This window comes from Streptomyces sp. NBC_00435 (assembly GCF_036014235.1).
GTDB lineage: Bacteria > Actinomycetota > Actinomycetes > Streptomycetales > Streptomycetaceae > Streptomyces.
Genome location: NZ_CP107924.1, coordinates 1,482,788 through 1,509,462, shown reverse-complemented (window position 1 = coordinate 1,509,462; position 26,675 = coordinate 1,482,788). Strand labels below are relative to the sequence as shown.

The window sequence follows — 26,675 nt, the reverse complement described above, 5'->3', positions numbered from 1 at the left end:
CCCCGCGCGGGGGCGGGTTTCCCCTACCCCCGGCCGGGTGGGCCGCCGGATGTTCCCGGCCCCCTGCCGTGCCGGAACCTGGTCCGGGTCAGGGGAGTTCAGCCGATGGACGGGGACAGCACGATGACCAGTACACGTACGCGCCGACGCACGGTGGCCACGGCGCTGACCCTCGCCCTCGCGGTCACCACCGCCGGCCCCGCCGCGGCGGCCACCGGGCCCGCCGGCCCCGCCGCGGCGGCCACCGGGCCCGCCGGCCCCGCCGGGCCGGTAGGGATCTGGCGGCTCGACGGCTACGGCACCGTACTGGGCGTGGAGCCCGGCCGGCTCCAGGAGTACCAGGTCACCGGGATCGGCTGCCTGCCCGGCGAGAGCGCGCGGCGCCTCCCCGGCAGCGGGAGCGCCGCCTTGCGCTACGTCACCGGGGACGGCGAGGTCCTCACCGTGCGCCCCGGGTCCGTCCACGTCGACGGCTCCGTCGGTGACCGCGCGACCCGCCGCCTGACCGCCCTCCCCGAACGCTGCCGCGAGGCCCCGGAACCCGGCCCGGCCGCCGACCCGGTCGCCACCTTCGACGTGTTCTGGCAGACCTTCGCTGAGAACTACCCCTTCTTCGCCGCCAAGGGCGTCGACTGGAACGCCGTACGCGAGACCCACCGCCCACGCGTCGGCTCCGGCACCACCGAGGACGAACTCTTCGCCGTCTTCCGGGAGATGCTCGCCCCCCTGCACGACGCGCACGTCCACCTGCGCGACGACGGCGACCGGTTCTTCGGCGAAGGCCGCCCGGGCACCACCGTCCCCACCCTGGAACTCGAGAACCGCGTCAAGGCGTACATCCAGGAGGTGGATCTCGCCGGACACGCGCCGCAGGAGTTCGCCCAGGGCCGGATCTCCTACGCCGACCTCCCCGACGGCCGCGGCTACCTGCGGCTCTCCGGCTTCGGCGGCTACACCCCGAGCGGGGACTTCGCCTCCGAGAGCGCCGAGCTCGACCGCGCCCTGGACACCGTCTTCACGGCCGGACGCACCGCCCGCCTGCACGGACTGGTCATCGACCTGCGGATCAACGGCGGCGGCTCCGACGAGCTCGGCCTGCGCCTGGCCGCCCGCCTGACCGACCGCCCGTACTTCGCCTACGCCAAGCGCGTGCGCAACGACCCGGCCGACGCGACCCGGTTCACCCGGCCGCAGTCCCTGTACGTCCAGCCCGCGCGGGCCCCCCGCTACACCGGCCCGATCGCCGTACTGACCGGCGGATCCACCGTGAGCGCGGGCGAGACCTTCACCCAGGCCCTACTGGAGCGCCCCGGCCGGACGGTGCGCATCGGGCAGCCGACGCAGGGAGTCTTCTCCGACGTCCTCGGCCGCACCCTCCCCAACGGCTGGGAGCTGGGCCTGCCCAACGAGCAGTTCCTGACCCGCACCGGGAAGACCTTCGACGGCCCCGGCATCCCGGTCGACCACACCACCCCGGTCTTCACCGAGGAGGAGTTCGACGCCCACCGTGACTCCGCCTTCACCGCCGCCCTCCGCCGCCTCCGGCCCTAGTACTGCAACGGTGTTTGCTGTGACGGTTGGGCAGGTCGGTCGTTGGTCAGGTCATGGGTGGGGAACTTGGGGATGCCCGGTTGTGGGCTGGTGAACTGAAGGCTTTGCATGAGCGGTTCGTGCACCGTTTCTCGAGGTCGGAGCCGCGTGAGTCGGCTCTTGCCTATATGCGGGGGCTGATAGCTCCGCTGGAGCGGAAGAACGGGTGGACGCTTGCCGAGGAGGCCGGGCATGCCGGTCCGGACCGGATCCACCGGCTGCTGAACCGGATCGACTGGAACGCGGACGAGGTCCTGGACGACGTCCGTGACTACGTCGTCGAGCATCTCGGCGATCCGGATGCGGTGCTGATCGTCGACGACACCGGGTTCCTGAAGAAGGGCGTCCGCTCGGCCGGGGTCCAGCGCCAGTACTCCGGGACCGCCGGCCGGACGGAGAACTCCCAGATCGGGGTGTTCCTCGCCTATGCCGGCAGCCGTGGCCGCACCCTGATCGACCGCCGCCTGTATCTGCCCACGTCATGGACGGATGACCGCGACCGGTGCCGGGCCGCCGGCATCGATGACTCGGTCGGCTTCGAGACGAAGGTGGTGATGGCCAAGGCCATGGTCCGCCGGGCGATCGCCGAGAAGATTCCTTTCCGGTGGGTGACCGCGGACGCGGCCTACGGCTTCTCCAAAGGCTGGCGCACGGAGTTGGAGCGGGCGGATGTCTTCCACGTCATGGCCACCACCCGCCACGACACCGTCGTCTCCCGCTGGGCCATGGACCATCCTGTTCACGACCTGTTTCCCGGTCTGCCCCGTCAGAAGTGGAAGCGTCGTTCCTGCGGCAATGGGGCCCACGGCCCGAGGGTCTACGACTGGGCCAGGGTGGAGGTCCGGCCCTGGCACCGCGAGGACCGCCGGCACTGGGTGATCGCCCGCCGCAGCATTCGTCGGCCCGAGGAGATCTCCTACTACATCGCCTACTGCCCGGCCGAGACCACTCTGGACGAGCTGATCCGCGTCGCGGGAAGCCGGTGGGCGGTCGAGGAATGCTTCCAGACCGCGAAACAGGAGTGCGGCCTGGACGACTACCAGGTCCGCCGCTACGACGGCTGGCACCGCCACATGACCTTGGCCATGGCCGCCCACGTCTGCCTCACCGTCCTGCGCGGCCGAGCACTGGATACCGGGAAAGCAGAAACGGATCCTCCCAGCTCATACCCCTCACCCTGCCCGAACTCCGACGTCTGATCAGTCGGCTTACCCGGCCCCGCGCGAGCATCGACCACGTCCTGCACTGGTCACACTGGCGACGGCGACGGCAGTTCCAGGCACGTGTCAGCCACTACAAACGACGCGGTCACACACCGCCAGAAGCCAACAAACCATCACAGCAAACACCGTTGCAGTACTAGGGTCTGTCGTCAAACTCCCGTCTGCCGCGCGAGGAACTCGGCGAAGGTGCCCCGGCCCACGGCGTGCGCCGGGGTCAGGTGGCCGCCCCGCCTGAACGCCGCGTACGTCCTTCCCGGGAGCGGGACCGGGACGATCCGCCGGCGCCGCCCCACCACCGCCAGGTACGCGCGGGCCGCTTCCTCGAAGCCCAGCACCTGCGGCCCGCCCATGTCCTCCACCCGTCCGGCGGGCCGGCCCGCCGCCAGTTCCGCCAGCCGGTCCACCACGAGCCTGCCCAGGGTGCCGGTGCCTCCGGTGACGAGGATGGTGCTCATGGTGTCCGTTCCTTCCCTCGGTGGATGCGTTCACCAGCTGGGACCGGACAGCCCTCAGGAATGTGACAGCTGGCGCAGGAGGAATTCCAGCTTCTCCGGATTCACCACCGACCGCAGCCCGGCGACCCGCCCGTCCCGCGCGAATTCCACCACCAGCACCGCCGTGCCGCCGAAGACCAGCGCGGGAGCCCCGTTGACCTCCGTCAGGGAGACCGGCACGTCCGCCACGTACTTGCGCAGCGCCCCCAGGACGAAGCGCGCCACGTTGCCCCGGCCCTCGATCGGCCGCCGCGCCGCGTTGACCACGCCTCCGCCGTCGGACACGTACTGGACGTCGGCGGTCAGTGCCCCCTCCAGGCGGGCCAGGTCCCCGCTCCGCGCCGCCGCGAGGAAGCTCTCCACCAGGCTCCGCAACCGCGCCGGGTCCGGTTCGAAGCGCCGTTCGGGCGCCGCGAGCCGGCCGGCCGCCCGCCGGTAGAGCTGACGGCAGTTGGCCTCCGAGAGGTCGAGCAGTCCGGCGATCTCCCGGTGGCCGTACGCGAAGGCCTCGCGCAGCACGTACACCGCCCGCTCCACCGGCGAGAGCCGTTCCAGCAGCACCAGCAGCGCCATGGACACGCTGTCGCGCTGTTCCGCCGAGTCCAGCGGCCCCAGGGTCCCGTCCCCGGTCAGGACCGGTTCCGGCAGCCACGGGCCGACGTACTCCTCGCGCCGGGCCCTGGCCGAGGTGAGGCGGTTGAGGCACAGACGGGTGACGACCTTGGCGAGCCACGCGCCCAGGTGCTCGATGCCTTCGCGGTCGGCGGCGGAGCTCCAGCGCAGGTAGGCGTCCTGCACGATGTCCTCGGCCTCCGCGGCGGAACCGAGCATGCGGTAGGCGAGGCCGAACATCCGCGGCCGGTGCGCCTCGAAGTCCGCGGCCGGGGCGGGGCTCTGCGTGATCATCCGGCCATCCTACGAAGCTCCCCGGACGGACGCGAGGACCCGGTGGCCGCCGGGCCACCGGGTCCTCACAACTCCTCGCCCACGGGGTCACCCGAGGGGTGTCAGCAGGCGCCCTGGTCCTTCCAGACGCCCCATTCACCGGTGGTGCCGGGCTCCTCGTTCTGCGTCCACCACTGGGCCTTCCAGTTGTGGCCCTTGTGGGAGACGACCGTCCCGCCCGTGTACACGTTGCCCGCGACGTACGCCGGGTTGGCGCAGGTGCCGCCCGGAGGCGTGGTCGGAGGCGTCGTCGGGGGAGTCGTCGGAGGGGTGGTGGGAGGCGTGGTCGGCGGGGTGGTCGGGGGAGTCGTCGGAGGGGTGGTGGGAGGCGTGGTCGGCGGGGTGGTCGGGGGAGTCGTCGGCGGGGTCGTCGGTGGCTGCGTCGCGCCGCCCGGCTCCACCACCGTCGTACCGCGGGCCAGGTCGCCGGCGATGCCGTACGTCTTCCCGCCGAAGGTCACCGTCCAGTTGGACGGGGTCGAGGTCGGCAGGTAGTAGACGAAGTCCAGCTGGACCGAGGCGCCCGGGGCCAACGTCTGCCAGGCCGGAAGCTTCAGCGAGACCCGGTTGTAGTCGCCCTTGAGGCCGCCCACGTTGTTGCCCGTGTGGTCGCTGCGGATGATCGTGGTGTTCCAGCCGGACTGGTCCTTGGCGTTGCTCGGCGCCGAGGAGGAGTAGTCGAACTGGAACTCCGTACCGCCGGGCAGGGTCGCCGCGGTGTTGTTGGTGATCGTCAGCTTCGGGCTGATGGGGTAGTTGGAGTCGCCGAGCGGGAAGGCGCCGAACTCGGCGTCGACCTTGATCGCCTCGGTCGGCATGGTGATGGTGGCGCGCTTGGCGCCGTACGGGGCGGCCGACTTGAACTTGTCGTACATCGCCGTCGTCAGCGTGTCACCGACCTCGTACTGGCCCTTGGCCGCGTTGTACGAGTAGTCGCCGGCCAGCTCCCAGACCATCGTGCCGCCGATGCCCTTGTTGACCACCCAGTCGGCCTTGGCGTTGACGGACTGCTCGTCCTCGGTGGAGAGGAAGACCTTCTTCTGGGCGTTCCACAGCCACGGCGCCACCAGGGTGGAGTCGTACTTGCGGACGTAGGTGCCGGTCAGCGTGGTGTTCGCCGGGAAGCCGTACTTGGTGACGTAGTCGCCGACGACCCCCTTCTCCAGGTTCTTCGCGTGCCACATCGGGTTGGACCCGGCCGGGGCCTCGACGCCGTTGGTGTCGAGGTCGTGCCACAGGTTGTCGATGCCGACCGCGCCGTCACCGCACTTGGTCAGACCGGCGCCGGCGGGGCAGTTGGTGGCCGGGGCCTTGCCCCACAGGCCGTCGGTGCCGCCCTGCACGTTCTTGAAGCCGCGGGTGTAGTACGGCAGGCCCATGTTGATGCGGCCGGCCGGCATGGAGCCGCGGAAGTAGTGGTAGGCCCAGTCCGAGTTCAGGTAGCCGATGCCGCCGTACTGGGAGGTGGAGTAGACGCCGGCCGCGGCGAGTTCGCCGTCCTTGCCGTCGTCGAAGAGCGAGGCGTTCGGGCCGACGTACTCGTTCCAGGCGCCGTGCAGGTCGTAGGACATGACGTTGACGTAGTCCAGGTACTTCTGCATCTGGAACGTCTCCATGCCCCGCAGCAGGTAGCCGGAGGAGGGGGCGGCGACCGAGAGCAGGTAGTGCTTGCCGTCGGCGCTGCCCGCGCGGTCGAGCTTCTCGCGCAGTGACTTCATCAGGGCCGCGTAGCCCTTGACCAGACCGGCGCGGCGCGCGTTGGACAGCTGCCAGTCCAGCGGGTTGCCCGCGTCCTTCATGGTGGTCGGGTACTCGTAGTCGATGTCGACGCCGTTGAAACCGTACTTGCGGATGAACTCGACCGAGGAGTCCGCGAAGGTGTCGATGCCGGCCTGGTTGACCGAACCGTCGGCGTTGGTGGCCATCGAGTAGAAGCCGCCGGAGGCGACGCGGTTGCCGTCGTCGCCGAAGTAGCCGCCGGTCTCCGCCCAGCCGCCGACCGAGATCAGCGTCTTGACGTTCGGGTACTGCTTCTTGAATTTGTTCAGCAGGTTGAAATTGCCCTTGTAGGGGAGGGCCGGATCCATCTCGGCACCCGCGACACCCGGCCAGGTCATCCCGGTGGCGGAGTTGTTCGCGTTGTCGTTGCCGACCGAGATCTTGTTGTTGCCGTCGACGTGGGCGAAGGCGTAGTTCAGGTGGGTGACCTTGGACCACGGGATGTTGCCGGGCAGGTAGGCGGGGGTGCCGTCCTTGCCCGTGCGCCAGCCGGTGAAGTAGCCGATGACCCGGCGCTGGTGGTCGGCGCCCATCTTCTCGCGGCCCTCGGTGTCGTAGACCGAGCAGTACGGGACGTCGACGCCCGGGGTCTTGTACAGACCGTCGGGGCGACAGGACTCGTTGTCGGCGGCGTGCGAGACGCCCGCCGAGAGGCCCGCGACCAACAGACCGGCGATTGCGGCGCCGGACGTCAGGAGCATGGCCCGCATCCGTGTGGGGGACAGCATTGTGCCTCCTGGGGAGGGGAGGATGGCAGGACACAACAGGCTGATAGGTGGTGCGTGTTGGCCCGTGACGTGCGCACATCTGGCGGGCTGTCTCCCGGGGAAGATGAAGGGAACGTTAAGAGGACTAGACCAACCCGTCAATAGGTCTGGACCAAAGTGCGCGATCCGGCAAGGCCGGACGGGGGGTCCGGCGCGGATCGGGCGCGGCTCCGGGGTGAATGCGCCGAACGGTGCAACCGTGACGCCTGAGAGTGACCGAATGTGTGACCCAGGCCACATTGACTCACCCGCATGGCTCCCGATCACCCGTGGCACACTGGCTTCAGTACCAGTAGCAGCGCACTCCGGGGTCGGTGTAATTCCGAACCGGCGGTATAGTCCGCGACCCGTCCGCAGCCAGCGGCCGGTTGACCAGGTGAAATTCCTGGACCGACGGTTAAAGTCCGGATGGGAGGCAGTGCGCGGCGGGCCAGTCACCGGTACGCCGCCGTCGGCGGTTCACAGGCACATCCCTCGGGAGATGCCTCCAGTGGACCGCGTTTTCCGGCCCCGGCGTCCCCGTGTGTGCTACCCGCTTCATCTGTCGTATCCCGACAGGCCCCGGAGTCCGTGCCCGATGAGGCAGGAGGACCCGGTGGCGACACACGCCGACGCGCACGACAGCGGCACCCCCGTCCGTGATACGGACGGCCAGGGCGCCCGCGACGCATCCGCCATGGCGCGTGCCATCGAGCTCGCCGCCCGCGGCGCCGGCTCCACCAGCCCCAACCCGGTCGTCGGATGCGTGCTCACCGACGCCGCCGGCACCGTCGTGGGCGAGGGCTGGCACGAGCGGGCCGGCGGCCCGCACGCCGAGGTCCACGCCCTGCGGGCGGCGGGCCCCGCGGCCCGCGGCGCCACCGCCTACGTCACCCTCGAACCCTGCAACCACACCGGCCGTACGGGCCCCTGCGCGCAGGCACTCGTCGAGGCCGGCGTCACCCGTGTGGTCTACGCCGTATCCGACCCGAACCCGCAGGCCAGCGGCGGCGCCGCGACTCTGCGCGCCGCCGGGATCGCCACCGAGGCCGGACTGCTGGCCGCGGAGGCCGAAGAGGGCAACGCCGCCTGGCTGACCTCCGTACGGCTCGGGCGCCCGTACATCCTGTGGAAGTACGCCGCGACCCTGGACGGCCGGGTCGCCGCCGCCGACGGCACCAGCCGCTGGATCAGCTGTCCCGAATCGCGTGCCGACGTCCACCGGCTGCGCGCCGAGGCCGACGCCGTCGTCGTCGGCTCCGGAACCCTGCACGCCGACGACCCGCACCTCGCGGTGCGCGGACCGGACGGGGTCGCCGGCAGCGGGCAGCCGCTGCGCGTGGTCCTCGACACCCACGCCACCATCCGGCCCACCGCCCGGGTCCTGGACGACGCCGCGCCCACCCTGGTCGTCGTGGCCGAGAACCTCGAGGACACGGCCACCCGGCACCTCGCCGGAGTGGAGCTGGCCCGGCTCCCGTACGACAAGTACGGGATCTCCGTGGACGCCCTGCTCGCCGAACTCCACCGGCGCGGGGTCCGCTCCGTACTCCTCGAGGGCGGCCCGACCCTGGCCGGGGCCTTCGTCGCCGCGGGAGTGGTCGACAAGGTCGTCGGCTACCTCGCCCCCGTACTTCTCGGCGCCGGCCCGAACGCCCTGGCCGACGCCGGCATCGCCACCCTCACCGAAGCGCTCCGGCTCCGGATCACCGAGACCGTCCGCATCGGCACCGACATCCGCGTCACCGCCGTACCCGCGGTGCCGTCCGTCCCCACCGTCCTGACCTCCCACACCGCCCTCAAGGAGCACTGAGTGTTCACCGGAATCGTCGAAGAACTGGGCGAAGTCACCGCCGTCGAGGAGCTCGCCGAGGCCTCCCGCTTCCGTCTGCGCGGTCCCGTCGTCACCGAGGGCGCCAAGCACGGGGACTCCATCGCGGTCAACGGCGTCTGCCTGACCGTCGTGGAGACCGCCGAGGGCGAGTTCACCGCCGACGTCATGCAGGAGACCCTGAACCGATCCAGCCTCGGCGCCCTCACCAAGGGCTCCCGGGTCAACCTGGAGCGCCCGATGGAGCTGGGCGGACGCCTCGGCGGCCACCTGGTCCAGGGCCACGTGGACGGTACGGGCGAGATCGTCTCCCGCACCCCCTCGGAGCACTGGGAGATCGTCAAGGTCGCACTGCCCGCGAACCTCTCCCGCTACGTCGTGGAGAAGGGCTCCATCACCGTCGACGGCGTCAGCCTCACCGTGGTCGAGGCGGCGGCCGACTGGTTCACCATCAGCCTCATCCCCACCACCCTCGCGCTGACCACGCTCGGCATCAAGGAGCCCGGCGACCCGGTCAACCTCGAAGTGGACGTCCTCGCCAAGTACGTCGAGCGGCTGCTCGCCGCCGGCGTCGACCCGCTGCACGCGACGGGGGAGTCGAAGTGAGCGCCCTGACCTGGCTCAACACCGAGGCCTTCGAGGTCTTCGACCAGAAGGTCATCTGGTCCGACATGATCGGCAACCTGATCGGCCTGGGCGCCCTCGCCCTCGGCTGGCGGCGTTCCATATGGACCTGGCCCGCCCAGCTCCTGTCCGGCCTGATCCTCGTCGGCGCCTACGCCTCCGCCCACCTCGCCGGCGGCGTCGGCAAGCAGCTCCTCGTCATCGGCGTGGCCGTATGGGGCTGGCGCGCCTGGCAGCGCGGCAAGCGGGACGCCCAGGACGGCTCCATCGCCGTCCGCACCGCCACCTGGAAGGAGCGCGGCCTGCTCCTGGCCGGCGCGGCCGCCGGGACCCTGGCCGTCGGCGGACTGTTCACCCTCTTCCCGAGCCTGTCGTGGAGCCCGTGGGCCGACGCCTACATCTTCGTCGGCACCATCGTCGCGATGGTCGCCCAGGCCCGCGGCCTGGTCGAGTTCTGGTTCGCCTGGCTCCTCGTCGACCTCGTCGGCGTACCCCTCGCCTTCAACAGCGGACTGGCCTTCTCCGGCCTCGTCTACGTCGTGTACTTCGCCCTCGTCCTCTGGGGCGCCTACGACTGGTACCAGCGCTCGCGCACCACTCCCGCCCCGGCTCTGGAAGGAGCAACGGCATGACCTCCCCGAACCCCGTCCTGAAGCCCGTGCCCGACATCGAGCGCGAGGAGACCTTCCGGCTCGACCCCGTCGAGCAGGCCATCCGCGACATCGCGGCCGGCCGGCCCGTCGTCGTGGTGGACGACGAGGACCGCGAGAACGAGGGCGACCTCGTCATCGCCGCCGAGATGGCCACCCCCGAGATCATCGCGTTCATGATGAGCGAGTGCCGCGGCCTGATCTGCGCCCCGCTGGAGGGCGACGAGCTGGAGCGGCTCGAACTCCCGCAGATGGTCCAGCAGAACACCGAGTCGATGCAGACCGCCTTCACCGTCTCCGTCGACGCGAGCGCCGCCCACGGCGTCACCACCGGCATCTCGGCCGCCGACCGCGCCACCACCCTGCGGCTGCTGGCCGACGGAGTCTCGGGCCCCGGCGACTTCGTCCGCCCCGGGCACGTCTTCCCGCTGCGCGCCAAGCCCGGCGGCGTCCTGGTCCGCAACGGTCACACCGAGGCGGCCGTGGACCTCGCCCGCCTCGCGGGCCTGCGTCCGGCCGGTGCCATCGTGGAGATCGCCGGCGAGGACGGCGTCATGCTGCGCCTGCCCGAGCTGATCCCCTTCGCCCGCAAGCACGGACTGACGATCATCTCGATCGAGGACCTGATCGCCTACCGACGCTCCGCCGAGCCGACCGTGCGCCGCGAGGCCAAGGTCAACCTGCCGACCGCCTTCGGCCACTTCACCGCGTACGGCTACCGCTCCACCGCCGACGGCGTCGAGCACGTCGCCCTCGTCCACGGCGAGATCGGGGACGGCGAGGACGTCCTGGTCCGGATGCACTCCGAATGCCTGACCGGAGACATCTTCCAGTCGCAGCGCTGCGACTGCGGCCCCCAGCTGCACGCCGCCATGGAGCGCGTCCAGGCGGCCGGCCGCGGTGTGATCGTCTACCTGCGCGGCCACGAGGGTCGCGGCATCGGACTGCTGTCCAAGCTGCGCGCGTACGAGCTCCAGGAGCTCGGCCGCGACACCCTCGACGCCAACCTGGAGCTGGGCCTGCCCGCCGACGCCCGCGACTACGGGGCCGGCGCGCAGATGCTCGCCGACCTCGGCGTCCACAGCGTCCGGCTGCTGACCAACAACCCCGAGAAGTCGGCGGCCCTCGTGAGCCACGGCATCAAGGTTTCCGACCGGGAGCCGATGCCCATGGAGGCGGGCGAGCACAACCTGCGCTACCTGCGCACCAAGCGGGACCGGATGGGCCACGACCTGCCCTGGCTGGACGCGGTCGTGACCACGTCCGCCTGCGGCAACCAGTAGCCGACCCCACCCGCACCTCCACCTTTTCACCCGACAGCAACCACGTACCGAAGAAACCTAGGAGCAGAGCTGTGAGCGGCAAGGGCGCACCCGAACTGACCGTGAAGAACTGCGGAGACCTGCGAGTCGCCGTGATCGCGGCCCAGTGGCACGAGAAGGTCATGGACGGCCTGGTGGACGGCGCCCTGCGGGCCCTGCACGAGCTGGGGATCGACGAACCCACCGTGCTGCGCGTCCCGGGCAGCTTCGAGCTCCCGGTCGTGGCGAAGGTACTGGCCGGTCGCGGTTACGATGCCATCGTCGCCCTCGGTGTGGTCATCCGCGGCGGCACCCCGCACTTCGACTACGTCTGCCAGGGCGTCACCCAGGGCCTGGTGCAGGTGTCGATCGACACCGGAGTCCCCGTCGGCTTCGGCGTACTGACCTGCGACAACGACGAGCAGGCGCTGGACCGCGCCGGACTCGAGGGGTCGAACGAGGACAAGGGGCACGAAGCGGTCACCGCCGCCGTCTCCACCGCCATGACGCTGCGGACAGTCAGCGAACCCTGGCGCTAGTCGACGGCCGCGCACCCCGTATTCTGAGGACCATCATGGCGAACAAACCCCTCAAGAGCTTCGAAGAGCTCTTCACCGAGCTCCAGCTCAAGGCCGCCAACGGCGACCCCAGCACCTCCCGTACCGCCGAGCTCGTCGCCAAGGGCGTCCATGCGATCGGCAAGAAGGTCGTCGAGGAGGCCGCCGAGGTCTGGATGGCCGCCGAGTACGAGGGCAAGGAAGCCGCCGCCGAGGAGATCTCGCAGCTGCTCTACCACGTCCAGGTGATGATGGTGGCGCGCGGGATCTCCCTCGACGACGTCTACGCCCACCTCTAGGCCGGAGCATGTCCGCGGGCCCCGGCACACCCTGCCGGGGCGTCCGCGCGCCGTCACGCGTACCTGTACCAGCACACCCTTTCGCACCTACGCACCAAAGGAAGCCCCATGCTGCGCATCGCCGTCCCCAACAAGGGTTCACTCTCCGGACCGGCGTCGGCGATGCTCCATGAGGCCGGCTACCGGATGCGCAAGGAGTCCAAGGAGCTCGTGGTCGTCGACCCCGACAACGAGGTGGAGTTCTTCTACCTCCGCCCCAAGGACATCGCGATCTACGTGTCCTCCGGCAAGCTCGACATCGGCATCACCGGCCGCGACCTGCTGCTCGACTCCGGCGCCAGCGCCGAGGAGATCCTGCCGCTGAACTTCGGCCGCTCCACCTTCCGCTACGCCACCATCCCCGGTACCGCGAAGGGCCCCGAGGACTTCCACGGGATGACCATCGCGACCTCGTACGAGGGAATCGTGGCCCAGCACCTCGCCGAGAAGGGCATCGAGGCCTCCGTCGTCCACCTCGACGGCGCGGTCGAGACCGCCATCCAGCTCGGCGTCGCCCAGATCATCGCGGACGTCGTCGAGACCGGCACCAGCCTGCGCAACGCCGGCCTGGAGGTCATCGGCGAACCGATCATGACCTCCGAGGCCGTCGTCATCCGCGGCAACGGCACCGACCCCGAGGACCCGCGGGCCCAGCAGTTCCTGCGCCGCCTCCAGGGCGTCCTGGTCGCCCGCAGCTACGTGATGATGGACTACGACTGCCGCGCGGAGCACCTCGAGCGCGCGGTCGCCCTCACCCCGGGCCTGGAGTCGCCGACCGTCTCCCCGCTGCACAACGAGGGCTGGGTCGCCGTCCGCGCCATGGTCCCCGCCAAGGAAGCCCAGCGGATCATGGACGACCTGTACGAGCTCGGCGCCCGGGCGATCCTCACCACCTCGATCCACGCCTGCCGCCTCTGACGCGCGGCCCGATCCGCCGCCCGACCCCGATCAGCCGCACACCGCCATCCGGCACCACCGAAGGCACCTGACGACATGGCCGACGCCACCGCCCAGCCCGCACCGCCCGCCCTGCCGGTCACCTTCCGGCCGACCCGCACCCGGGCCGTCCTGCTGGGCGTGGGCGCCGCCATGTTCGCCACCATCACGGCGATCGCGCTGCTCCTCGACACCCTGCACCCCGGTGAGCGGGTCAGCTTCGTCTTCACCGCGGCCCTGCTCTCCTCCGTCCTCGTCCTGCTCAGCCGCCCCAAGGTGGTCGCGGACGAGACCGGCGTCACGGTCGTCAACCTCACCACCACCCGACGCCTGGAATGGGCGCAGATCCTGCGCGTCAACCTCCGCCCCGGCGACGCGTGGGTCTTCCTCGACCTGAACGACGGCACCAGCCTGCCCGCCCTCGGCATCCAGCCGGGCGTGGCCAAGGCCCAGGCGATCGCCGACGCCCGCGCCCTGCGCGCCCTCGCCGAGGCACACGGCACCGGCTCGAAGAACGACTGAGCCCGACCGACCTCGTCGCTGCGTCCCATTGCGGCGGCGATCTCAATGACTACCCTGGTGGGCGGGGCGCGCACGCGCGCGCCCTCCCACCCGCCCCGGGACCCCGTGGCCCGTGGGCACCATCGACCTGAGGAGTGACTCCCTCCAGCAATGGACGGATCGTCCGGTAGTACACGCGCCGCCCTCCCCCCGGAGGCGGCGGCATGACCATCCCGCTACTCCTGCTCCTGGCGGCTTTCGCCCTGATCCTCGCCAACGGTTTCTTCGTGGCGGCCGAATTCGGCCTCGTCACCGTGGAGAGACCCGAGGCCGAACGTGCCGCGGCCGAAGGTGACCGCCGTGCCCGCACGGTGGTCGAAGCCCTGCGGGAGCTGTCCTTCCAGCTCTCCGGCACCCAACTCGGCATCACCATCACCTCCCTCGTGGTCGGCATGCTCGCCGAGCCCGCCCTCGCCGCCCTGCTGGCCGGGCCGCTCGGAGCGACCGGCCTTCCCAAGGGCGCCGTACCCGGTGTGGCCGTCGTCATCGGCATGCTGCTCGCCTCCGCCGTCCAGATGGTCGTCGGCGAGCTCGTCCCGAAGAACTGGGCCGTCTCGCGGCCGCTCCAGGTGGCCCGCTTCGTCGCCGGCCCGCAGCAGTCCTTCTCCCGGGCCTTCCGGCCGGTGATCGCGGCCCTCAACGCCGTGGCCAACCGGCTCGTACGGGCGCTGGGCGTGGAGCCCACCGAGGAGATGGCCTCCGCCCGCACCCCGGGCGAGCTGGTCTCCCTGGTCCGCCATTCGGCCCAGGCCGGCGCCCTGGAACAGGACACCGCGGACCTCTTCGTACGGACCCTGTCGCTGGGCGAGCTCACGGCCCAGCTGGTCATGACCCCCCGGGTCAGGGTCAGCGCACTCCAGCACACGGCCACCGCGGCCGACGTGCTCAACCTGACCCGGGCCACGGGCCTGTCACGCTTCCCGGTCTACCGCGAGCGCATCGACGAGATCACCGGCGTGGTCCACCTCAAGGACGCCCTCGCCGTGCCCGAGGCCGAGCGCGCCCGCACCAGCGTCAGCGGGATCTGCATGGCCCCGCTGCTCGTCCCCGGCTCCCTGCCGGTGCAGCCACTGCTGGAACGGCTGCGCAGCGAACAGCCCATGGCCGTGGTGGTCGACGAGTACGGCGGCACCGCCGGCGTCGTCACCCTCGAGGACATCGTGGAGGAGCTCGTCGGCGAGGTCCGCGACGAGCACGACCTCGCGGAGGACCGCAGCCCCGAACTGGCCCCCGTACCCGCCGAGGACGGCCGTCCCTCCTGGGAGGCCGACGGCAGCTGCCGCGTCCAGACCCTGCGCCGGATAGGCCTGGAGGTCCCCGAAGGCCCGTACGAGACCGTCGCCGGGCTCGTCGCCGACCTGCTCGGCCGCATCCCCGCACCCGGGGACCGCGCCGAACTGCCCGGCTGGAAGCTGTCGGTCCGCCAGGTCCGCCGCTACCGCGCCGAACGGGTCCGCCTCGTGCGCACCGCGCCCGCGGGCGCCGGCACGCTCGGATACGTCCCCGCCCCGGCCGAGCTGGAATCGGTGGGTGGCCGGTGAACGCGCTCCAACTCCTCTTCGCCCTGCTCCTCGTCCTGGCCAACGGCTTCTTCGTCGGTGCCGAGTTCGCGCTCGTCTCCGTCCGCCGGAGCCAGATCGAGCCCCTGGCGGCCGGCTCCAAGCGGGCCCGCCAGGTCCTCCACGGGCTGGAGAACCTGCCGCGCATGATGGCCGCCGCGCAGTTCGGCATCACCATGTGCTCGCTCACCCTCGGCGCGGTCGCCGAACCGACCGTGGCCCGGCTGCTGGAGCCCGTCTTCCACGCCGCCCACGTGCCCGAAGGCCTGATCCACCCGCTCGGCTACGCGTTCGCGCTGGCCGCCGTGGTCTTCCTGCACCTGGTCATCGGCGAGATGGTCCCCAAGAACCTCGCCATGGCCGCCCCCGAGAAGACCGCCCTGTGGTTCAGCCCCGGCCTGGTCGCCTTCGCCCGCGTCTGCGGACCGGTCACCATGGCCCTGGGAGCCTGCGCCACGCTGGTCCTGAGGCTCTTCAAGGTGGAGCCCAAGGCCGAGGTCGAGGCCGTCTACACCTCCGCCCAGCTCGGCCGGCTGCTCCAGGACTCCCGTCAGGCCGGCCTCCTGGAGCCGGTCGAGCAGGAGCGACTGGAGGACGCACTGGAGCTGGGCAGCCGCCCGGTCACCGACGTCCTCCTCGCCCCGGACCGGCTGGTGACGGTCGGCCCCGCCGTTACCCCGCGCCAGATCGAGCAGCTCACGGTCCGCACCGGGTACTCCCGCTTCCCCGTCCGCGCGGACAGCGGCGCCTTCATGGGCTACCTGCACGTGAAGGACGTACTGGACCTGGAGGAGCGGGAACGTGCCGTTCCGCAGCGGGTCTGGCGCCGGATGACCACCGTCTGCTCCACGCTGCCGCTGGACGACGCCCTGACGGTCATGCGCCGCGACGCCACCCATCTGGCGCAGGTGGCGGACCCGTCCGGCCGGGTGCTCGGCCTCGTCGCCATGGAGGACGTACTGGAGACCCTGGTGGGCGAGGTCCGCGACCCGGCCCACCGGGGGTACGCGCGCAGCGCGTAGGCGCCGGGACAGGGGACCCTGCGCGGCAGAGTCCCCTGCCCGCCCTCCACCGTTCCCTGGGGCTCCGCCTCGGACCCGGGGCACGGTGGAAGGGCGGGCAGGGGACGGCCCCGCGCCGCGGACTACAGCGGCGGCGGCTCGGGCCGTTCCTGGGGGCCCCGGCCCGACAGGACCTCCCCGTACGCCTGCATCAGGTCGGGCAGCCGAAGCGTGGCGAGGTCGTCCCGCGAGGGATCACCGGCGAAGCCGGCCAGCCGAAGGTCCCGGTACGCGCAGCTCTTCTCGTACAGGGTCCGCAGGAAGCGGCCGTTGCCCAGCTCGTCGATCCAGCCCTGCTCCACCACGTGCCCGCTGATGCTCCGCAGTTCCTCCAGTGCCTCCTCGTCCCACCGGTCCCCGTTCGCGTCCGCCAGCACCCCACCGATCGAGGTGAGTTCCAGCGGCCGGTAGCTGGGGAAGTCCACCCGGGTGGTGAACCGCGAGGACAGCCCCGGATTGGTGGCGAGCAGGCGGTCCATCCCCGCCGGGTAGCCCGCGAGGATCACCACCAGGTGGTCGCGGTTGTCCTCGGCCCGCTTCAGCAGCACCTGCAGGGCCTCGTCCCCGTACGCGTCGCCCTTGCTGTAGCCCGAGTTGGAGAGGCTGTAGGCCTCGTCCACGAACAGCACCCCGCCGATCGCCGAGTCGATCAGCTCGTTCGCCTTCACGGCGGTCTGCCCGAGGAACTCACCGACCAGGTCCGCCCGCCCGGCCTCCACCAGATGGTCGCCGCCGAGCAGGCCCAGCGCGTAGAAGACCCGTCCCAGGATCCGCGCCACCGTGGTCTTGCCCGTGCCCGACGGCCCGGAGAAGACGAAATGCCGCTTGGGCGGCTGCACCGGCAGGCCCTGCCCCGTCCGCAGCCTGGCCATGTGCAGCTGCGCGGAGAGCGCCTTCACCTGCCGTTTGACCGGTTCCAGGCCCACCATCCGCTCCAGCTCCGCGAGGGCCTCGGCCAGCGCCGCCGGATCTGCCGGCCCGGCCGGCAGACCCGCCGGTCCCGGCTGCGAGGGCAGCGAGGCCTTGCGCCGCACGCCGGCCGGCAGACCCGCGCCGGACCCCGGTACCCCCGGGCCGTGCCGCGGCTCCGGCGGTTCGGCCGCCGTCAGCGGGTCCGGCTCCGCCTGCCCGTCCGCCGCGATGTCCTGGACCGGACCGCCACCGCCCAGGGCCACCGCCGCGAAGTCCCCGCCCGACGGGGACGGGGTGTGTCCGCCGAAGGCCTCGTGGCCGCCGTTGCCCGCGTACCCGGCCAGGCCGTCGGCGTCCTCGCTGTCCTCGATCGCCGTCAGCCGCGCCGCGGTGTCCATGAACGCCGGGTCCACCCGGTGCACCGCCCGGTACAGCGGCAGCGCCGCCGCGCTGCGCCCGGTCCCCTCGTGCGCCCGGGCCAGCCAGTACCGCAGCTCCTTGCGCTGCGGCTGCTCGCTGCGGCAGCGCATCAGCGAGGCCGACAGCAGCGGCTCGGCCTGCCCGTACATCTCCAGCCGGACCCGGGCCATCCCGCCGAACAGGCCCGCCTCGATGCCCAGCAGCGGATCGTCGACCAGGGACTCGGTGTGCCGGACCAGCTGCTCCCAGTCCTTGACCAGGTACGCCCGGCAGGCGTGCAGGAAGCGGACCTGCGGATCGGTGTCCACCGGCGGCAGGGCGGCCAGCGCCTGGTCCAGCTCGGGCACGTGGCGCCCGTCCAGCCAGTGGGAGGCGTGCGCGAGGAGCAGGTCGCGCCGGCTCTCCAGGACGGGCTGCACCCACCAGCCCAGCCAGTACCAGGAGTTCAGCGTCCGCCGGTGGCGGGCCCGCTGTTCCCCGAAACGGTCCCGGTGGGCGTACATGCGCAGTAACGCGTTGGTGGTGTCGACGCGGAGCGCGTGCAGGCCCAGCCAGGCGTCGGCCATCGCCGGATCGAGTCGTACGGCCGTGCGGAACTCCTCCTCGGCCTGCGGGTAGGCGCCCATCGTGCAGGCGTCCACTCCTCGCAGCCAAGCGAGTTCGGCCGGGGCGTGTGCGCTGCCCACCGCGGCGAAATCCATCACGTCCCCCACAAGCCTGCCCCCGTGGTGCGGGGCAACCCCCGCGACAAGCACGCGAGTTGTCCCTGCGCTGATGAAATCAGGGGTGCATCGTACCTGCGGTTACGCACCTTACCCAGGGTGCGGTGAAGACGCGTCGGGTGGACACCCGGGTGGCCAGTGGTGACGCAGGGTGAGGATTTGGCGGCCGCGCCCCCCGTACGGCGCCGTCGCGGAGGCCGTCCGGGCGGGGATCGCGGGGGGAGCGGAGGCAGAACGGAGCCCCCGATCACGGGGGAACGATCGGGGGCTCCGCGTCTGTGGCGGCCTGTGAGGCCGCTCATTCAGAACGTACGGCCGTCCCGGCCCCCGGGTCAAGCGACCGGGGAAGGCCCGCCGGGGACGGATTTACGGGGTCCGTCAGGCCTGGGGGGCTTCGTTACCCTCGGTGGCGAAAGTGGCGGTGGCTGCGCTCTCATCCGTCCCGGAAGTCCACTCGTATCCCGTACCGCTCTGCCGCACCAGGGTGTCCGCGAAGGGGCGTGAAGGGTCATCCGAGAAGTGCGCGAGCTCCGCGCGCTCCCATCCGTCCCAGAAGTCGGAAAGTTCACGCCCGTCCCGGTTTCGTCCGCGCCCCCAGGACATCACACGCGGCGTCTCCATCCACAGCAGCCGCGCCAGGTGCGGGCGCAGCGCGCGCCGCCCGGCGCCGACCCCCTCCAGGAGCAGCATCGGAGCCGGCTCCAGCACCCGCCCCGCGCCGAACCGCCGCTCGACCCAGTCGTACGGGGCCCAGTGCGCGGGCCGTCCCGCGGCGAGCGGCTCCAGCACCTGCGCGCGCAGCCGCGCCTCCCAGGCGAACAGCTCCTCGTGGGTGGCCACATCGTCCAGATGCAGGACGGGAGCATCCCCCAGCGCCTCGGCGAGCACCTCCGCGAAGGTGCTCTTCCCGGAACCGGCGTGCCCGTCCACTCCGATGACCCGCACCGGCCCGAGCGAGGGCGGCAGGGCGGCGAGCTCGCGCGCGAGGGCCTGAAGTGACGGCTGGGTTTCCACCGGCCCAGCGTATTGCCTCCGGCCCCGCGCCCCCGAAGCCCGGGCTCTTGCCGGATCCCCTGGGGCCCGGGCGGTGGCGTCACCCCGACACGGCCCTCCGGCTTCGCCGCCCCGCATCCGGGAACTGGAAGGGTGGGGAGTCACCCACCGCACCGACCCCTGGGGGCCACGCCGATGACCGCACCCACACCCCGCCGGGCCCTGCTGGCCGTAGTCCTCGCGGCGGCCGCCGCCACCGTCCCCGGCGGCCGTGCCTCCGCGGCCGGGGCCGGACCGGAGCCCGCGACCCCGGCCGGCGCGGCCCCGCCCCCCGCGCCCGTCCCGGCCCCCACCGCCGAGCTCCCGGTCCCCACCCCGTCGGCGGCCGCCCGTAGGACGGTGGACAACCGGTTCTGGTACTCGTACGCCCACTGGAGCGCAGGCCTCCACCAGGGCACCACCGCCATCGGAGGCGCCCGTCCGGGCCTGGAGATCAAGACCGCGGCGGGCCGCACCGAGTACGCCGACCCGCACACCGGGAAGAAGAGCACCTGGGAGTACGCCACCTGGACCTCCCCGGTGCACGCCTCCACCGTGCCCGCCACCGAGGCCATCGCCTCCTGGAACGCCCGTACCCCCGGCGGCACCTGGATCCAGACCGAGCTGCGCGGCACGTACACCGACGGCACGGCCACCCCCTGGTACGTGATGGGCCGCTGGGCCTCGGGCGACGGAGACATCCGCCGCACCTCGGTGGACGGCCAGACCGACGGCAAGTCCACCGTCTGGACCGACACCCTGGCCGTGGACGCCCCCGCGAGCGGGCTGCGGATCAAGGACTGGCGGCTGCGCCTGACCCTGTACCGCAAGCCCGGTGCCCAGCGCGGGCCGACGGTGTGGCTGGCCGGCGCCATGGCCTCGGACGTGCCGGACCGGTTCGGCGTCCCCGCCTCCGCCGTCCCCGTGTCCGCCGCCTCCGCCGTGGCCCACGAGCTGAAGGTGCCGAGGTACTCGCAGGAGACGCACGCCGGCCAGTACCCCGAGTACGACAACGGCGGCGAGGCCTGGTGCAGCCCCACCTCCTCCCAGATGATCATCGAGTTCTGGGGTCGTACGGCCAGCGCCAAGTCCCTGGCCTGGGTCAAGAAGGGCTACGCCGACCCGCAGGTCTGTCACGCCGCCCGCTCCACCTACGACGCCGCGTACAAGGGCTGCGGCAACTGGCCCTTCAACGCCGCCTACGCCGCCACCTACCGGCAGATGGCCGGGGTCGTCACCCGGCTCTGCTCCCTCGCCGACCTGGAGACCCTGGTCCGGGCCGGCGTCCCGGTCATCACCTCGCAGTCCTTCAGGGCCGAGGAGCTCACGGGCGCGGGCTACGGCACGGCCGGCCACCTGATGACCGTCATCGGCTTCACCGCGTCCGGAGACGTGATCGCCAACGACCCGAACTCGGCCGACAACACGGCCGTGCGCCGCGTCTACCAGCGCCTGCAGTTCGAGAACAACTGGTTGCGCACCAAGCGCCACAACGCGGTGGGCAAGGTCGTCTCCGGTACCGGTGGAGTCTGCTACCTCTACGGACCGATCCGGCCGAGCGCCGCCCAGATCCGCGCGCTGCGGGCGGTCGGCGTGCTGTGAGGGTCCCCGCGAAAGTTCCCGTTGACCGAGATGCATGACAAGCGGACCATAAGGGCATAAAGGCGACATAAAGGCTTCACGCTTCAGTAGGAGGCGGCCCGCCATGACCACCCACCCCATCGAACACCACCCCGACCTCGCCGAGATGCGCACGCGGTTCGAGCGCGTCACCAGCACCCCGCGCGCCCAGGCCGTCGAGGCGCTGGCCCTCCTCACGGGCCTGTACCTGGCGGCCTCGCCGTGGATCGCCGGATTCAGCGGCCTCAGCGCGCTGGCCATCAACAACCTGATCGCCGGCCTGGCGTACTGCCTGTGCATGGGCGGACTCGGATCCGCCTACGAGCGCACCCACGCGATGGCGTGGACGGCGGTCGGCCTGGCGGCTTGGACGATCGTCGCGCCCTGGGTCATCGCCGGCAGCGTCGACACGACCCGCACCGTGCTGAACAACGTCATCACGGGCGCCGTCGCCCTCTGCCTCGCCCTGGCCATGGCGGCAATGGCGGGCCGCGAACGCGCCACCTGACCCGGCGCCGACACCTCTCACGCCCCCGGCCCGTCATCGGACGGCCGGGGGCGTGAGACATGCCACCAGTGACCATCGTCTCTACCGCGAGTGCCGCCCCCGCTGTCACATTGGAGGGCATGACCGCACACAGCGCCGCCCTGACCTCCCGTGCCCGCAACCTGGTCCGCACCGGCGGCCCCGGGGAAGACTCCTCCTGGCTGGAGCACGTGCTCGGCTGGACCCTGGTCGTGGTCGTGGCCATGTTCGTCACGCAGGTGGGCTGGTTCTTCTAGCCCCTGCCGGCGCCCGGCCTTCCGGCGGGCCCGGTTCCGGTTCCGGCTCGACCCGCCAGTGCCCGTCCGGAATCCCGACCAGTGCGTACAGCCTGCGCACGGGTGAGCCTCCGGGCAGCAGCACCGCCCCGGCCAGCACGGCGAACACCGCGCCGCCGAGCCACCACCCCAGCAGCCGTACCAGGACGCTCGCACCCAGCGCCCCCGCGAACGGCAGCGCGTGGACCCCCGCCCCGGCGATCGCCACCGCGACCACCCCGGGCACCCTGAGGTCCGCCGCCGCACCCGGCAGCCGCCAGCCCTCCACCAGCCAGCCGATCTCGACCAGCAGCATCGTGCCGATGACGGCCGTACCGAAGATCAGCACGGCCAGGAAGGTCCCGGAGGTCGCGAAGGCCAGGCAGTGGTTGACCACCGAGTCGCCGGCCGCGCCGTCCGCGGACCAGCCGGCGAAGGCCCGCGGATCGGCGCTCAGCAGCCGCTCGTACCCCGTGCCGTCCCACCCGTGGATCAGGGTGAGGAACAGCAGGAAGTACCCGGCCACTGCCTGGAGGTAGCCCCAGTACCCGGCTCCGACCAGGACGCACAGCCGCGCCGCCAGGAACCCGAGCAGCGTGCCGACGACCACCGAGGCCACGTAGAAGAGGGCGAAGCCGGCCCAGACCCCGTCGTGGTCGCGGGCCACGTGCATCGTCGCCCAGGCCGGGTTCTGCCAGAGCAGGTACACCCCGGTCGGGGCGGGCAGCAGCGCCGCGTAGAGCAGAGTGAGCGCCATGTACGGATTGGCCGCGCGGCTCCTCGTGCGGACCCCCTCGCCCCGGACCGACCGCTCCCACCACTGCAGCTGGCGTCCGGCGGCCACCGCGAAGGTCGCGCCGATGCCGTACGCCCACAGGGGCGCGGCCTGTACGGGGATCACGAGGCCTCCAGCCGCAGTCCGTCGGTCTCGATCACGTCGGAGGTCACGAGCGCCTGTTCCGCGCTGACCTGGGTCATGAACACGAACGGCGGGATGACCGGGGGAGCGGGCAGCCCGTCCGGGCTGAAGGTGACGCACAGCAGCCCCTCGATGCAGCCGCTGAACCTCGTCAGGTACAAGGTGACGTCGCCGCTCAGGTCGAGCTTCCTGGCGGCCAGCCCGTACTCGTCCGTGCCGTCACGGGTGCGCAGTCGGTAGTCGGTGAGCGTGGCCGCGCGCATGCGCAGCACCAGCACCTTCAGCGGGCCGTCCACCGTGGGCACCTGGGTGACGCCCGCGAAGGCGAAGCCCTGCGGTGCGAAGAGCGAGGTGGTCACGGTCGGGGGAGTGCGCGCGGCCATCGGCGCCGCCCGGGCCGCCTTCGCCCCGGGAGCACCCGCCACCAGCGAGGCGAGCAGTACCACGGGGAGCGCGGCGGCCAGCGTGCGCGGCCCGCTCCCGTCCAGGCTCGGTACTCCCCCGGATCTCGCCCGGGGGTACCCCAGGGGCCCCTCCCCGCCCGCCTCCGGACCGGGCAGCGGGGTCCAGCCGAAGGCCAGCGCACTGCCGGCGATGCCGAGGAGCATGCCGAGGAGGAAGCCGCCGAGGTTGGTCGCCACGAAGGACAGGACGGACAGCAGCAGCGCGTGGACGGAGACGTACGCCCGGGTCTGTGGGAGGAACCACAGGAAGGCGCCCGCAACGATCAGTGCGAGACCGATGCCGATCGCGGCGATCCCGCCGAGGCCCAGGCTGACCAGCACGGTGAGCGGGGAGAGCGGGACCAGCAGCAGCTCGGTGCCGCCCAGGATCACCAGCAGCCCGCCCCAGAAGGGGCGGGTGCGGCGCCAGGCCCGCAGCCGCCGTCGGGGACCGGGCAGCGGGAGCCGTCGCTCCAGCCACCCGCGTCCCGGCCCGGCGGACCCGCGGGGTCCTAGAAGCACTTCTCGCCGTCCAGGCTGACGTTGAGCTTCAGGCCCTTGAGGTGGAAGTTGCCCCCGGTCGCCGACCAGGCGTGCGACCTCACGTCCACGACCTCGATGTTCCCGGCCTGCAGACCGAACTTGCCGGCCTCGCCCGTGACCCCGCCGACCTCGTCGAGGGTGGAGGCGTCGCGGCCGATCTGGGCCGTCCCGAAGACGGCGTCGCCGGCCAGGTCCTCGCCGTCGATGACGAGACTGCTGGCGGTGACCTCGCCGGCCGGGCCGCCCGCGGTCAGTTTGAAGATCACCTTGCCCACCGGGGTGTCCACCTCGGCGGCCTGGCAGATGTCCGTGAGGGTGGCCTCGCCGATGCCGAGCAGCGCGACCGGGTGCCCCTTGCCGTCGACGGAGCGGTCCGTCTGCACGTAGGAGGACAGGCCCTTGCTGCTCAGCTTGGACGAGGAGACCTGGAAGCTGGTGCCCGAGACGGCGAAGGAGGCGGCGAGCGCGCCCTGCGCCATGACCATGGCCATCGCCCCGACCGCGACGACCGCGGGCATCGCGGCGGCGGCCGCCTTCTTCCAGTTGACCCGGCCCTCGGGCGTCCTTCTCGTCGTACTCGTCGTGCCGTTGCCCATGATGTGGTCCTCCCGTACGTCGTCCGGTGCGCAGGGGGAGTGCAAAGGGGGGTGCACACGGGTCTGCCATACTTCGGGCATCCTGTGGCAGTTCGAGGCTAGGGCTGAATTTGAATAATAGTCAACAGCGCGGAACGACCGGGCGTTCGCAGGTTCGGCGGGCCGAACTGATAACGATCGGACGCAAGTTGTTCGCCGACACCTCGTACGACGCGCTCTCCATGGACGACATCGCCAAGCACGCCGGCGTCGCCAAGGGGCTCATCTACTACTACTTCAAGAGCAAACGCGGCTACTACCTGGCCATCGTCGAGGACTCGGTCGCCGAGCTGGTCGCCCGCGCCGGCGACGAGAGCGAGCGGCCCAACGCCGAGCGGGTGCGCGGCACCATCGACGGCTACCTGCACTACGCCGAGCACCACCAGGCCGCCTACCGGACCATCGTGACCGGCGGCGTCGGCTCCGACTCCGAGGTCCTCGCCATCCGCGACGCCGTGCGCGAGGAACTCATGGCGACCATCTCCGAAGGCGCGTACGGCCACCGCGCCATCCCGCCGATCGCCCGGCTGGCACTGGTCGGCTGGCTCGCGGGGGTGGAGGGCAGCACGCTCGACTGGATCGGCTCCGCCGAGGCGACACCGGGTGCCGGGCCCGGGGTCGCCGTCCGCCCCGACCGGGCCGCATTCGGGGCCCTGCTGGTGCGTACGCTGCGCGCGACCCTGACGGTGATCGAGGAGTTCGCCCCCGAGTGCCCGGCCCCGCCGGTCCCCGCGGGAGATCCCGTACCAGTGACGGGAAGCCCCTGATCGGGCATACTCAACCGCCGCAGCCCCTTGAACAGGAGCTTCCCGCGATCCGGGAGGGCACCATCGGCTGTGAGCCCCGAGACCCGGCGACGCGTACCACCCTCACGCGCCGCCCCGTGCTTGACGAGTGAGGAGAGCGCCGCCATGACCGACCGCGCGCCGCAGGTGGACCGATCGCTGCCCACCGAGGAGTCCCGCGACCTGCTCGCGCTCGTACGCGAGATCGCGCAGCGGGAGATCCGCCCCGGGGCCGCCGAGGAGGAGGACGCCGGACGGTTCCCCCGGGAGGTCTTCGGGCTCCTCTCCGAGTCCGGGCTGCTCGGGCTCCCGTACGCCGGCGAGTTCGGCGGCGGTGACCAGCCGTACGAGGTCTACCTCCAGGTCCTTGAGGAGTTGGCCGCGGCCCGCCTCACGGTCGGACTCGGCGTCAGCGTGCACTCCCTGGCCTGTCACGGCTTGGCCGGCTACGGGACCAAGGAGCAGCAGAGCGCCCACCTGCCGGCGATGCTCGGTGGCGGACTGCTCGGCGCGTACTGCCTCTCGGAGCCCGGCGCCGGCTCCGACGCGGCCTCGCTGACCACCCGGGCGGTCCGCGACGGCGACGAGTGGATCATCACCGGCACCAAGGCCTGGATCACCCACGGCGGAGTCGCCGACTTCTACACCGTCCTGGCCCGCACGGGCGTGGACGGTCCGAAGGGAATCACGGCCTTCCTGGTACCGGGCGACGCGGCGGGCCTCACGGCTGCCGTCCCCGAGAAGAAGATGGGCATGAAGGGCTCGCCCACCGCCCAGCTGCACTTCGACGGCGTACGGGTCCCCGACACGCGCCGCATCGGCGAGGAGGGCCAGGGCTTCACCATCGCGCTGGCGGCCCTGGACGCGGGCCGCCTCGGCATCGCCGCCTGCGCGATCGGCGTGGCCCAGGCCGCGCTGGACGAAGCCGTGGTCTACGCGCTGGACCGCAAGCAGTTCGGCCACCCCATCGCGGACTTCCAGGGCCTGCGGTTCATGCTGGCCGACATGGCGACGAAGATCGAGGCGGGCCGCGCGCTGTACCTGGCGGCGGCGCGGCTGCGGGACGCGGGCAAGCCGTTCTCGCGGCAGGCGGCGATGGCCAAGCTGTTCTGCACGGACGCGGCGATGGCCGTCACGACGGACGCGGTCCAGGTGCTGGGCGGCTACGGCTACACGGCGGACTTCCCGGTCGAGCGTCTGATGCGCGAGGCGAAGGTGCTCCAGATCGTGGAGGGCACGAACCAGATCCAGCGCATGGTGATCGCCCGCCACCTGGCGGGCCCGGAGTCACGCTGACCGGGGGAGGGGCGGCCTGGCGGAGCTGACAGCGGGAGAGCCACTGACCGACGCCATCCTGAACGTGCTGTTCGCCGCCTCCTGGCCCGGGCACCGGGACGTGCCCTTCGGGCCGGTCCTGGCCCGCGGCCTGACGTGGATCGCGGCCTGACGTGGATCGCGGCGCGCCGCGACGGGTGGCTGACCGGCTACGTCAACGTCGCCCGGGACGCGGGCGCACACGCCTTCGTCCTGGACACCACGGTGCACCCGGACGAGCGCCGTCGGGGGGCTCGGCGTGCGCCTGGTCCGGGCGGCGGCCAAGGCGGCCCGGGCCGCGGGAGCGCAGTGGCTGCACGTGGACCACGAGCCG

Annotated in this window: 24 protein-coding genes, 1 pseudogene and 1 riboswitch; of the genes and pseudogenes, 17 read left to right on the top strand and 8 right to left on the bottom strand. The window is 71.9% G+C overall.

The genetic code is table 11. From position 1 onward, the window contains the following. Positions 1-123 precede the first annotated feature (123 nt). A complete protein-coding gene (locus OG389_RS06830; RefSeq protein ID WP_328297564.1) occupies positions 124-1,551 on the top strand; it encodes a S41 family peptidase in 1,428 nt (475 codons plus the stop codon). A gap of 53 nt (positions 1,552-1,604) precedes the next feature. Beyond that, positions 1,605-2,789 (top strand): IS701 family transposase, encoded by a 1,185-nt coding sequence (locus tag OG389_RS06825; RefSeq protein WP_328296399.1) that lies wholly within the window; start codon positions 1,605-1,607, stop codon positions 2,787-2,789. A 173-nt stretch (positions 2,790-2,962) separates the two neighbouring features. Here the strand turns inward: OG389_RS06825 and OG389_RS06820 are convergent. The 3 genes and pseudogenes from OG389_RS06820 to OG389_RS06810 form a co-directional block, all read right to left on the bottom strand. Further along, positions 2,963-3,220 (bottom strand): annotated as a pseudogene (locus OG389_RS06820) (nucleoside-diphosphate sugar epimerase); the annotation flags it as partial. Positions 3,221-3,322: 102 nt separating this feature from the next. Further along, positions 3,323-4,213, bottom strand: coding sequence for an RNA polymerase sigma-70 factor (locus OG389_RS06815; protein ID WP_328297563.1), 891 nt, complete (start codon positions 4,211-4,213; stop codon positions 3,323-3,325). Between the two features lie 101 nt (positions 4,214-4,314). Then, positions 4,315-6,759 carry a chitinase C-terminal domain-containing protein gene (locus OG389_RS06810; protein ID WP_328297562.1) on the bottom strand — a complete coding sequence of 815 codons (2,445 nt, stop codon included), beginning with the start codon at positions 6,757-6,759 and terminating at the stop codon, positions 4,315-4,317. Positions 6,760-7,094: 335 nt separating this feature from the next. Further along, positions 7,095-7,224, top strand: a riboswitch (FMN riboswitch). 250 nt (positions 7,225-7,474) lie between these two features. Between OG389_RS06810 and ribD the strand changes: the two genes are divergently transcribed. The 10 genes from ribD (at position 7,475) to OG389_RS06760 (ending at position 16,156) form a co-directional block, all read left to right on the top strand. After that, a complete protein-coding gene (gene ribD / locus OG389_RS06805) occupies positions 7,475-8,590 on the top strand; it encodes a bifunctional diaminohydroxyphosphoribosylaminopyrimidine deaminase/5-amino-6-(5-phosphoribosylamino)uracil reductase RibD (RefSeq protein ID WP_328303567.1) in 1,116 nt (371 codons plus the stop codon). Further along, positions 8,591-9,214 carry a riboflavin synthase gene (locus OG389_RS06800; RefSeq protein WP_328297561.1) on the top strand — a complete coding sequence of 208 codons (624 nt, stop codon included), beginning with the start codon at positions 8,591-8,593 and terminating at the stop codon, positions 9,212-9,214. Then, positions 9,211-9,864, top strand: a complete 654-nt coding sequence (locus OG389_RS06795) for a nicotinamide mononucleotide transporter family protein (protein WP_328297560.1) — start codon at positions 9,211-9,213, stop codon at positions 9,862-9,864. The genes OG389_RS06800 and OG389_RS06795 overlap by 4 nt, the downstream gene beginning before the upstream one ends. Then, positions 9,861-11,165, top strand: a complete 1,305-nt coding sequence (locus OG389_RS06790) for a bifunctional 3,4-dihydroxy-2-butanone-4-phosphate synthase/GTP cyclohydrolase II (protein WP_328297559.1) — start codon at positions 9,861-9,863, stop codon at positions 11,163-11,165. The genes OG389_RS06795 and OG389_RS06790 overlap by 4 nt, the downstream gene beginning before the upstream one ends. Positions 11,166-11,236: 71 nt before the next feature. After that, entirely contained in the window at positions 11,237-11,722 is a 486-nt protein-coding gene (gene ribH / locus OG389_RS06785) for a 6,7-dimethyl-8-ribityllumazine synthase (RefSeq protein WP_328297558.1), read from the top strand. A gap of 35 nt (positions 11,723-11,757) precedes the next feature. Then, positions 11,758-12,039 (top strand): phosphoribosyl-ATP diphosphatase, encoded by a 282-nt coding sequence (locus tag OG389_RS06780; protein WP_328297557.1) that lies wholly within the window; start codon positions 11,758-11,760, stop codon positions 12,037-12,039. Between the two features lie 108 nt (positions 12,040-12,147). After that, the gene (hisG, locus tag OG389_RS06775; RefSeq protein ID WP_328297556.1) at positions 12,148-12,996 is read left to right on the top strand and encodes an ATP phosphoribosyltransferase; all 849 of its coding nucleotides are present in this window, start codon (positions 12,148-12,150) and stop codon (positions 12,994-12,996) included. Between the two features lie 75 nt (positions 12,997-13,071). Then, complete coding sequence (locus tag OG389_RS06770) at positions 13,072-13,536, top strand: PH domain-containing protein (RefSeq protein WP_328297555.1); 465 nt, start codon at positions 13,072-13,074, stop codon at positions 13,534-13,536. Positions 13,537-13,739: 203 nt separating this feature from the next. Beyond that, entirely contained in the window at positions 13,740-15,116 is a 1,377-nt protein-coding gene (locus OG389_RS06765) for a hemolysin family protein (protein ID WP_328297554.1), read from the top strand. Further along, on the top strand, positions 15,113-16,156 hold the full coding sequence (locus OG389_RS06760; RefSeq protein WP_328297553.1) for a hemolysin family protein: 1,044 nt from the start codon (positions 15,113-15,115) through the stop codon (positions 16,154-16,156). Before OG389_RS06765 ends, OG389_RS06760 begins: the two co-directional genes overlap by 4 nt. Before the next feature lie 122 nt (positions 16,157-16,278). Here OG389_RS06760 and OG389_RS06755 read toward each other — a convergent pair whose 3' ends face one another. Beyond that, complete coding sequence (locus OG389_RS06755) at positions 16,279-18,228, bottom strand: AAA family ATPase (protein ID WP_328297552.1); 1,950 nt, start codon at positions 18,226-18,228, stop codon at positions 16,279-16,281. 399 nt (positions 18,229-18,627) lie between these two features. After that, the gene (locus tag OG389_RS06750) at positions 18,628-19,263 is read right to left on the bottom strand and encodes a uridine kinase family protein (RefSeq protein ID WP_328297551.1); all 636 of its coding nucleotides are present in this window, start codon (positions 19,261-19,263) and stop codon (positions 18,628-18,630) included. Positions 19,264-19,437: 174 nt separating this feature from the next. On the opposite strand from OG389_RS06750, the gene OG389_RS06745 reads away from it, so the two are divergent. The 3 genes from OG389_RS06745 to OG389_RS06735 all read left to right on the top strand — a co-directional run bounded on the left by OG389_RS06745 (position 19,438) and on the right by OG389_RS06735 (position 21,684). After that, on the top strand, positions 19,438-20,883 hold the full coding sequence (locus OG389_RS06745; RefSeq protein WP_328297550.1) for a peptidase C39 family protein: 1,446 nt from the start codon (positions 19,438-19,440) through the stop codon (positions 20,881-20,883). A gap of 103 nt (positions 20,884-20,986) precedes the next feature. Next, positions 20,987-21,409 carry an SPW repeat protein gene (locus tag OG389_RS06740; RefSeq protein WP_328297549.1) on the top strand — a complete coding sequence of 141 codons (423 nt, stop codon included), beginning with the start codon at positions 20,987-20,989 and terminating at the stop codon, positions 21,407-21,409. Between the two features lie 119 nt (positions 21,410-21,528). Continuing rightward, positions 21,529-21,684, top strand: a complete 156-nt coding sequence (locus tag OG389_RS06735; protein WP_328297548.1) for an SCO1431 family membrane protein — start codon at positions 21,529-21,531, stop codon at positions 21,682-21,684. On the opposite strand, the gene OG389_RS06730 is transcribed toward OG389_RS06735, so the two are convergent. From OG389_RS06730 to OG389_RS06720, 3 genes are read right to left on the bottom strand one after another with little or no spacing between them, the layout of a single operon-like run. Continuing rightward, complete coding sequence (locus tag OG389_RS06730; protein ID WP_328297547.1) at positions 21,659-22,603, bottom strand: hypothetical protein; 945 nt, start codon at positions 22,601-22,603, stop codon at positions 21,659-21,661. The genes OG389_RS06735 and OG389_RS06730 overlap by 26 nt on opposite strands. Continuing rightward, positions 22,600-23,586 (bottom strand): DUF6114 domain-containing protein, encoded by a 987-nt coding sequence (locus OG389_RS06725; RefSeq protein ID WP_328297546.1) that lies wholly within the window; start codon positions 23,584-23,586, stop codon positions 22,600-22,602. Before OG389_RS06725 ends, OG389_RS06730 begins: the two co-directional genes overlap by 4 nt. Continuing rightward, complete coding sequence (locus tag OG389_RS06720) at positions 23,577-24,284, bottom strand: DUF6230 family protein (RefSeq protein ID WP_328297545.1); 708 nt, start codon at positions 24,282-24,284, stop codon at positions 23,577-23,579. The genes OG389_RS06725 and OG389_RS06720 overlap by 10 nt, the downstream gene beginning before the upstream one ends. A 29-nt stretch (positions 24,285-24,313) precedes the next feature. Between OG389_RS06720 and OG389_RS06715 the strand changes: the two genes are divergently transcribed. Together OG389_RS06715 and OG389_RS06710 are read left to right on the top strand one after the other, a co-directional pair. Continuing rightward, on the top strand, positions 24,314-25,009 hold the full coding sequence (locus OG389_RS06715; RefSeq protein ID WP_328297544.1) for a TetR/AcrR family transcriptional regulator: 696 nt from the start codon (positions 24,314-24,316) through the stop codon (positions 25,007-25,009). A gap of 144 nt (positions 25,010-25,153) precedes the next feature. Further along, positions 25,154-26,323 (top strand): acyl-CoA dehydrogenase family protein, encoded by a 1,170-nt coding sequence (locus tag OG389_RS06710; protein WP_328297543.1) that lies wholly within the window; start codon positions 25,154-25,156, stop codon positions 26,321-26,323. Positions 26,324-26,675 lie beyond the last annotated feature (352 nt).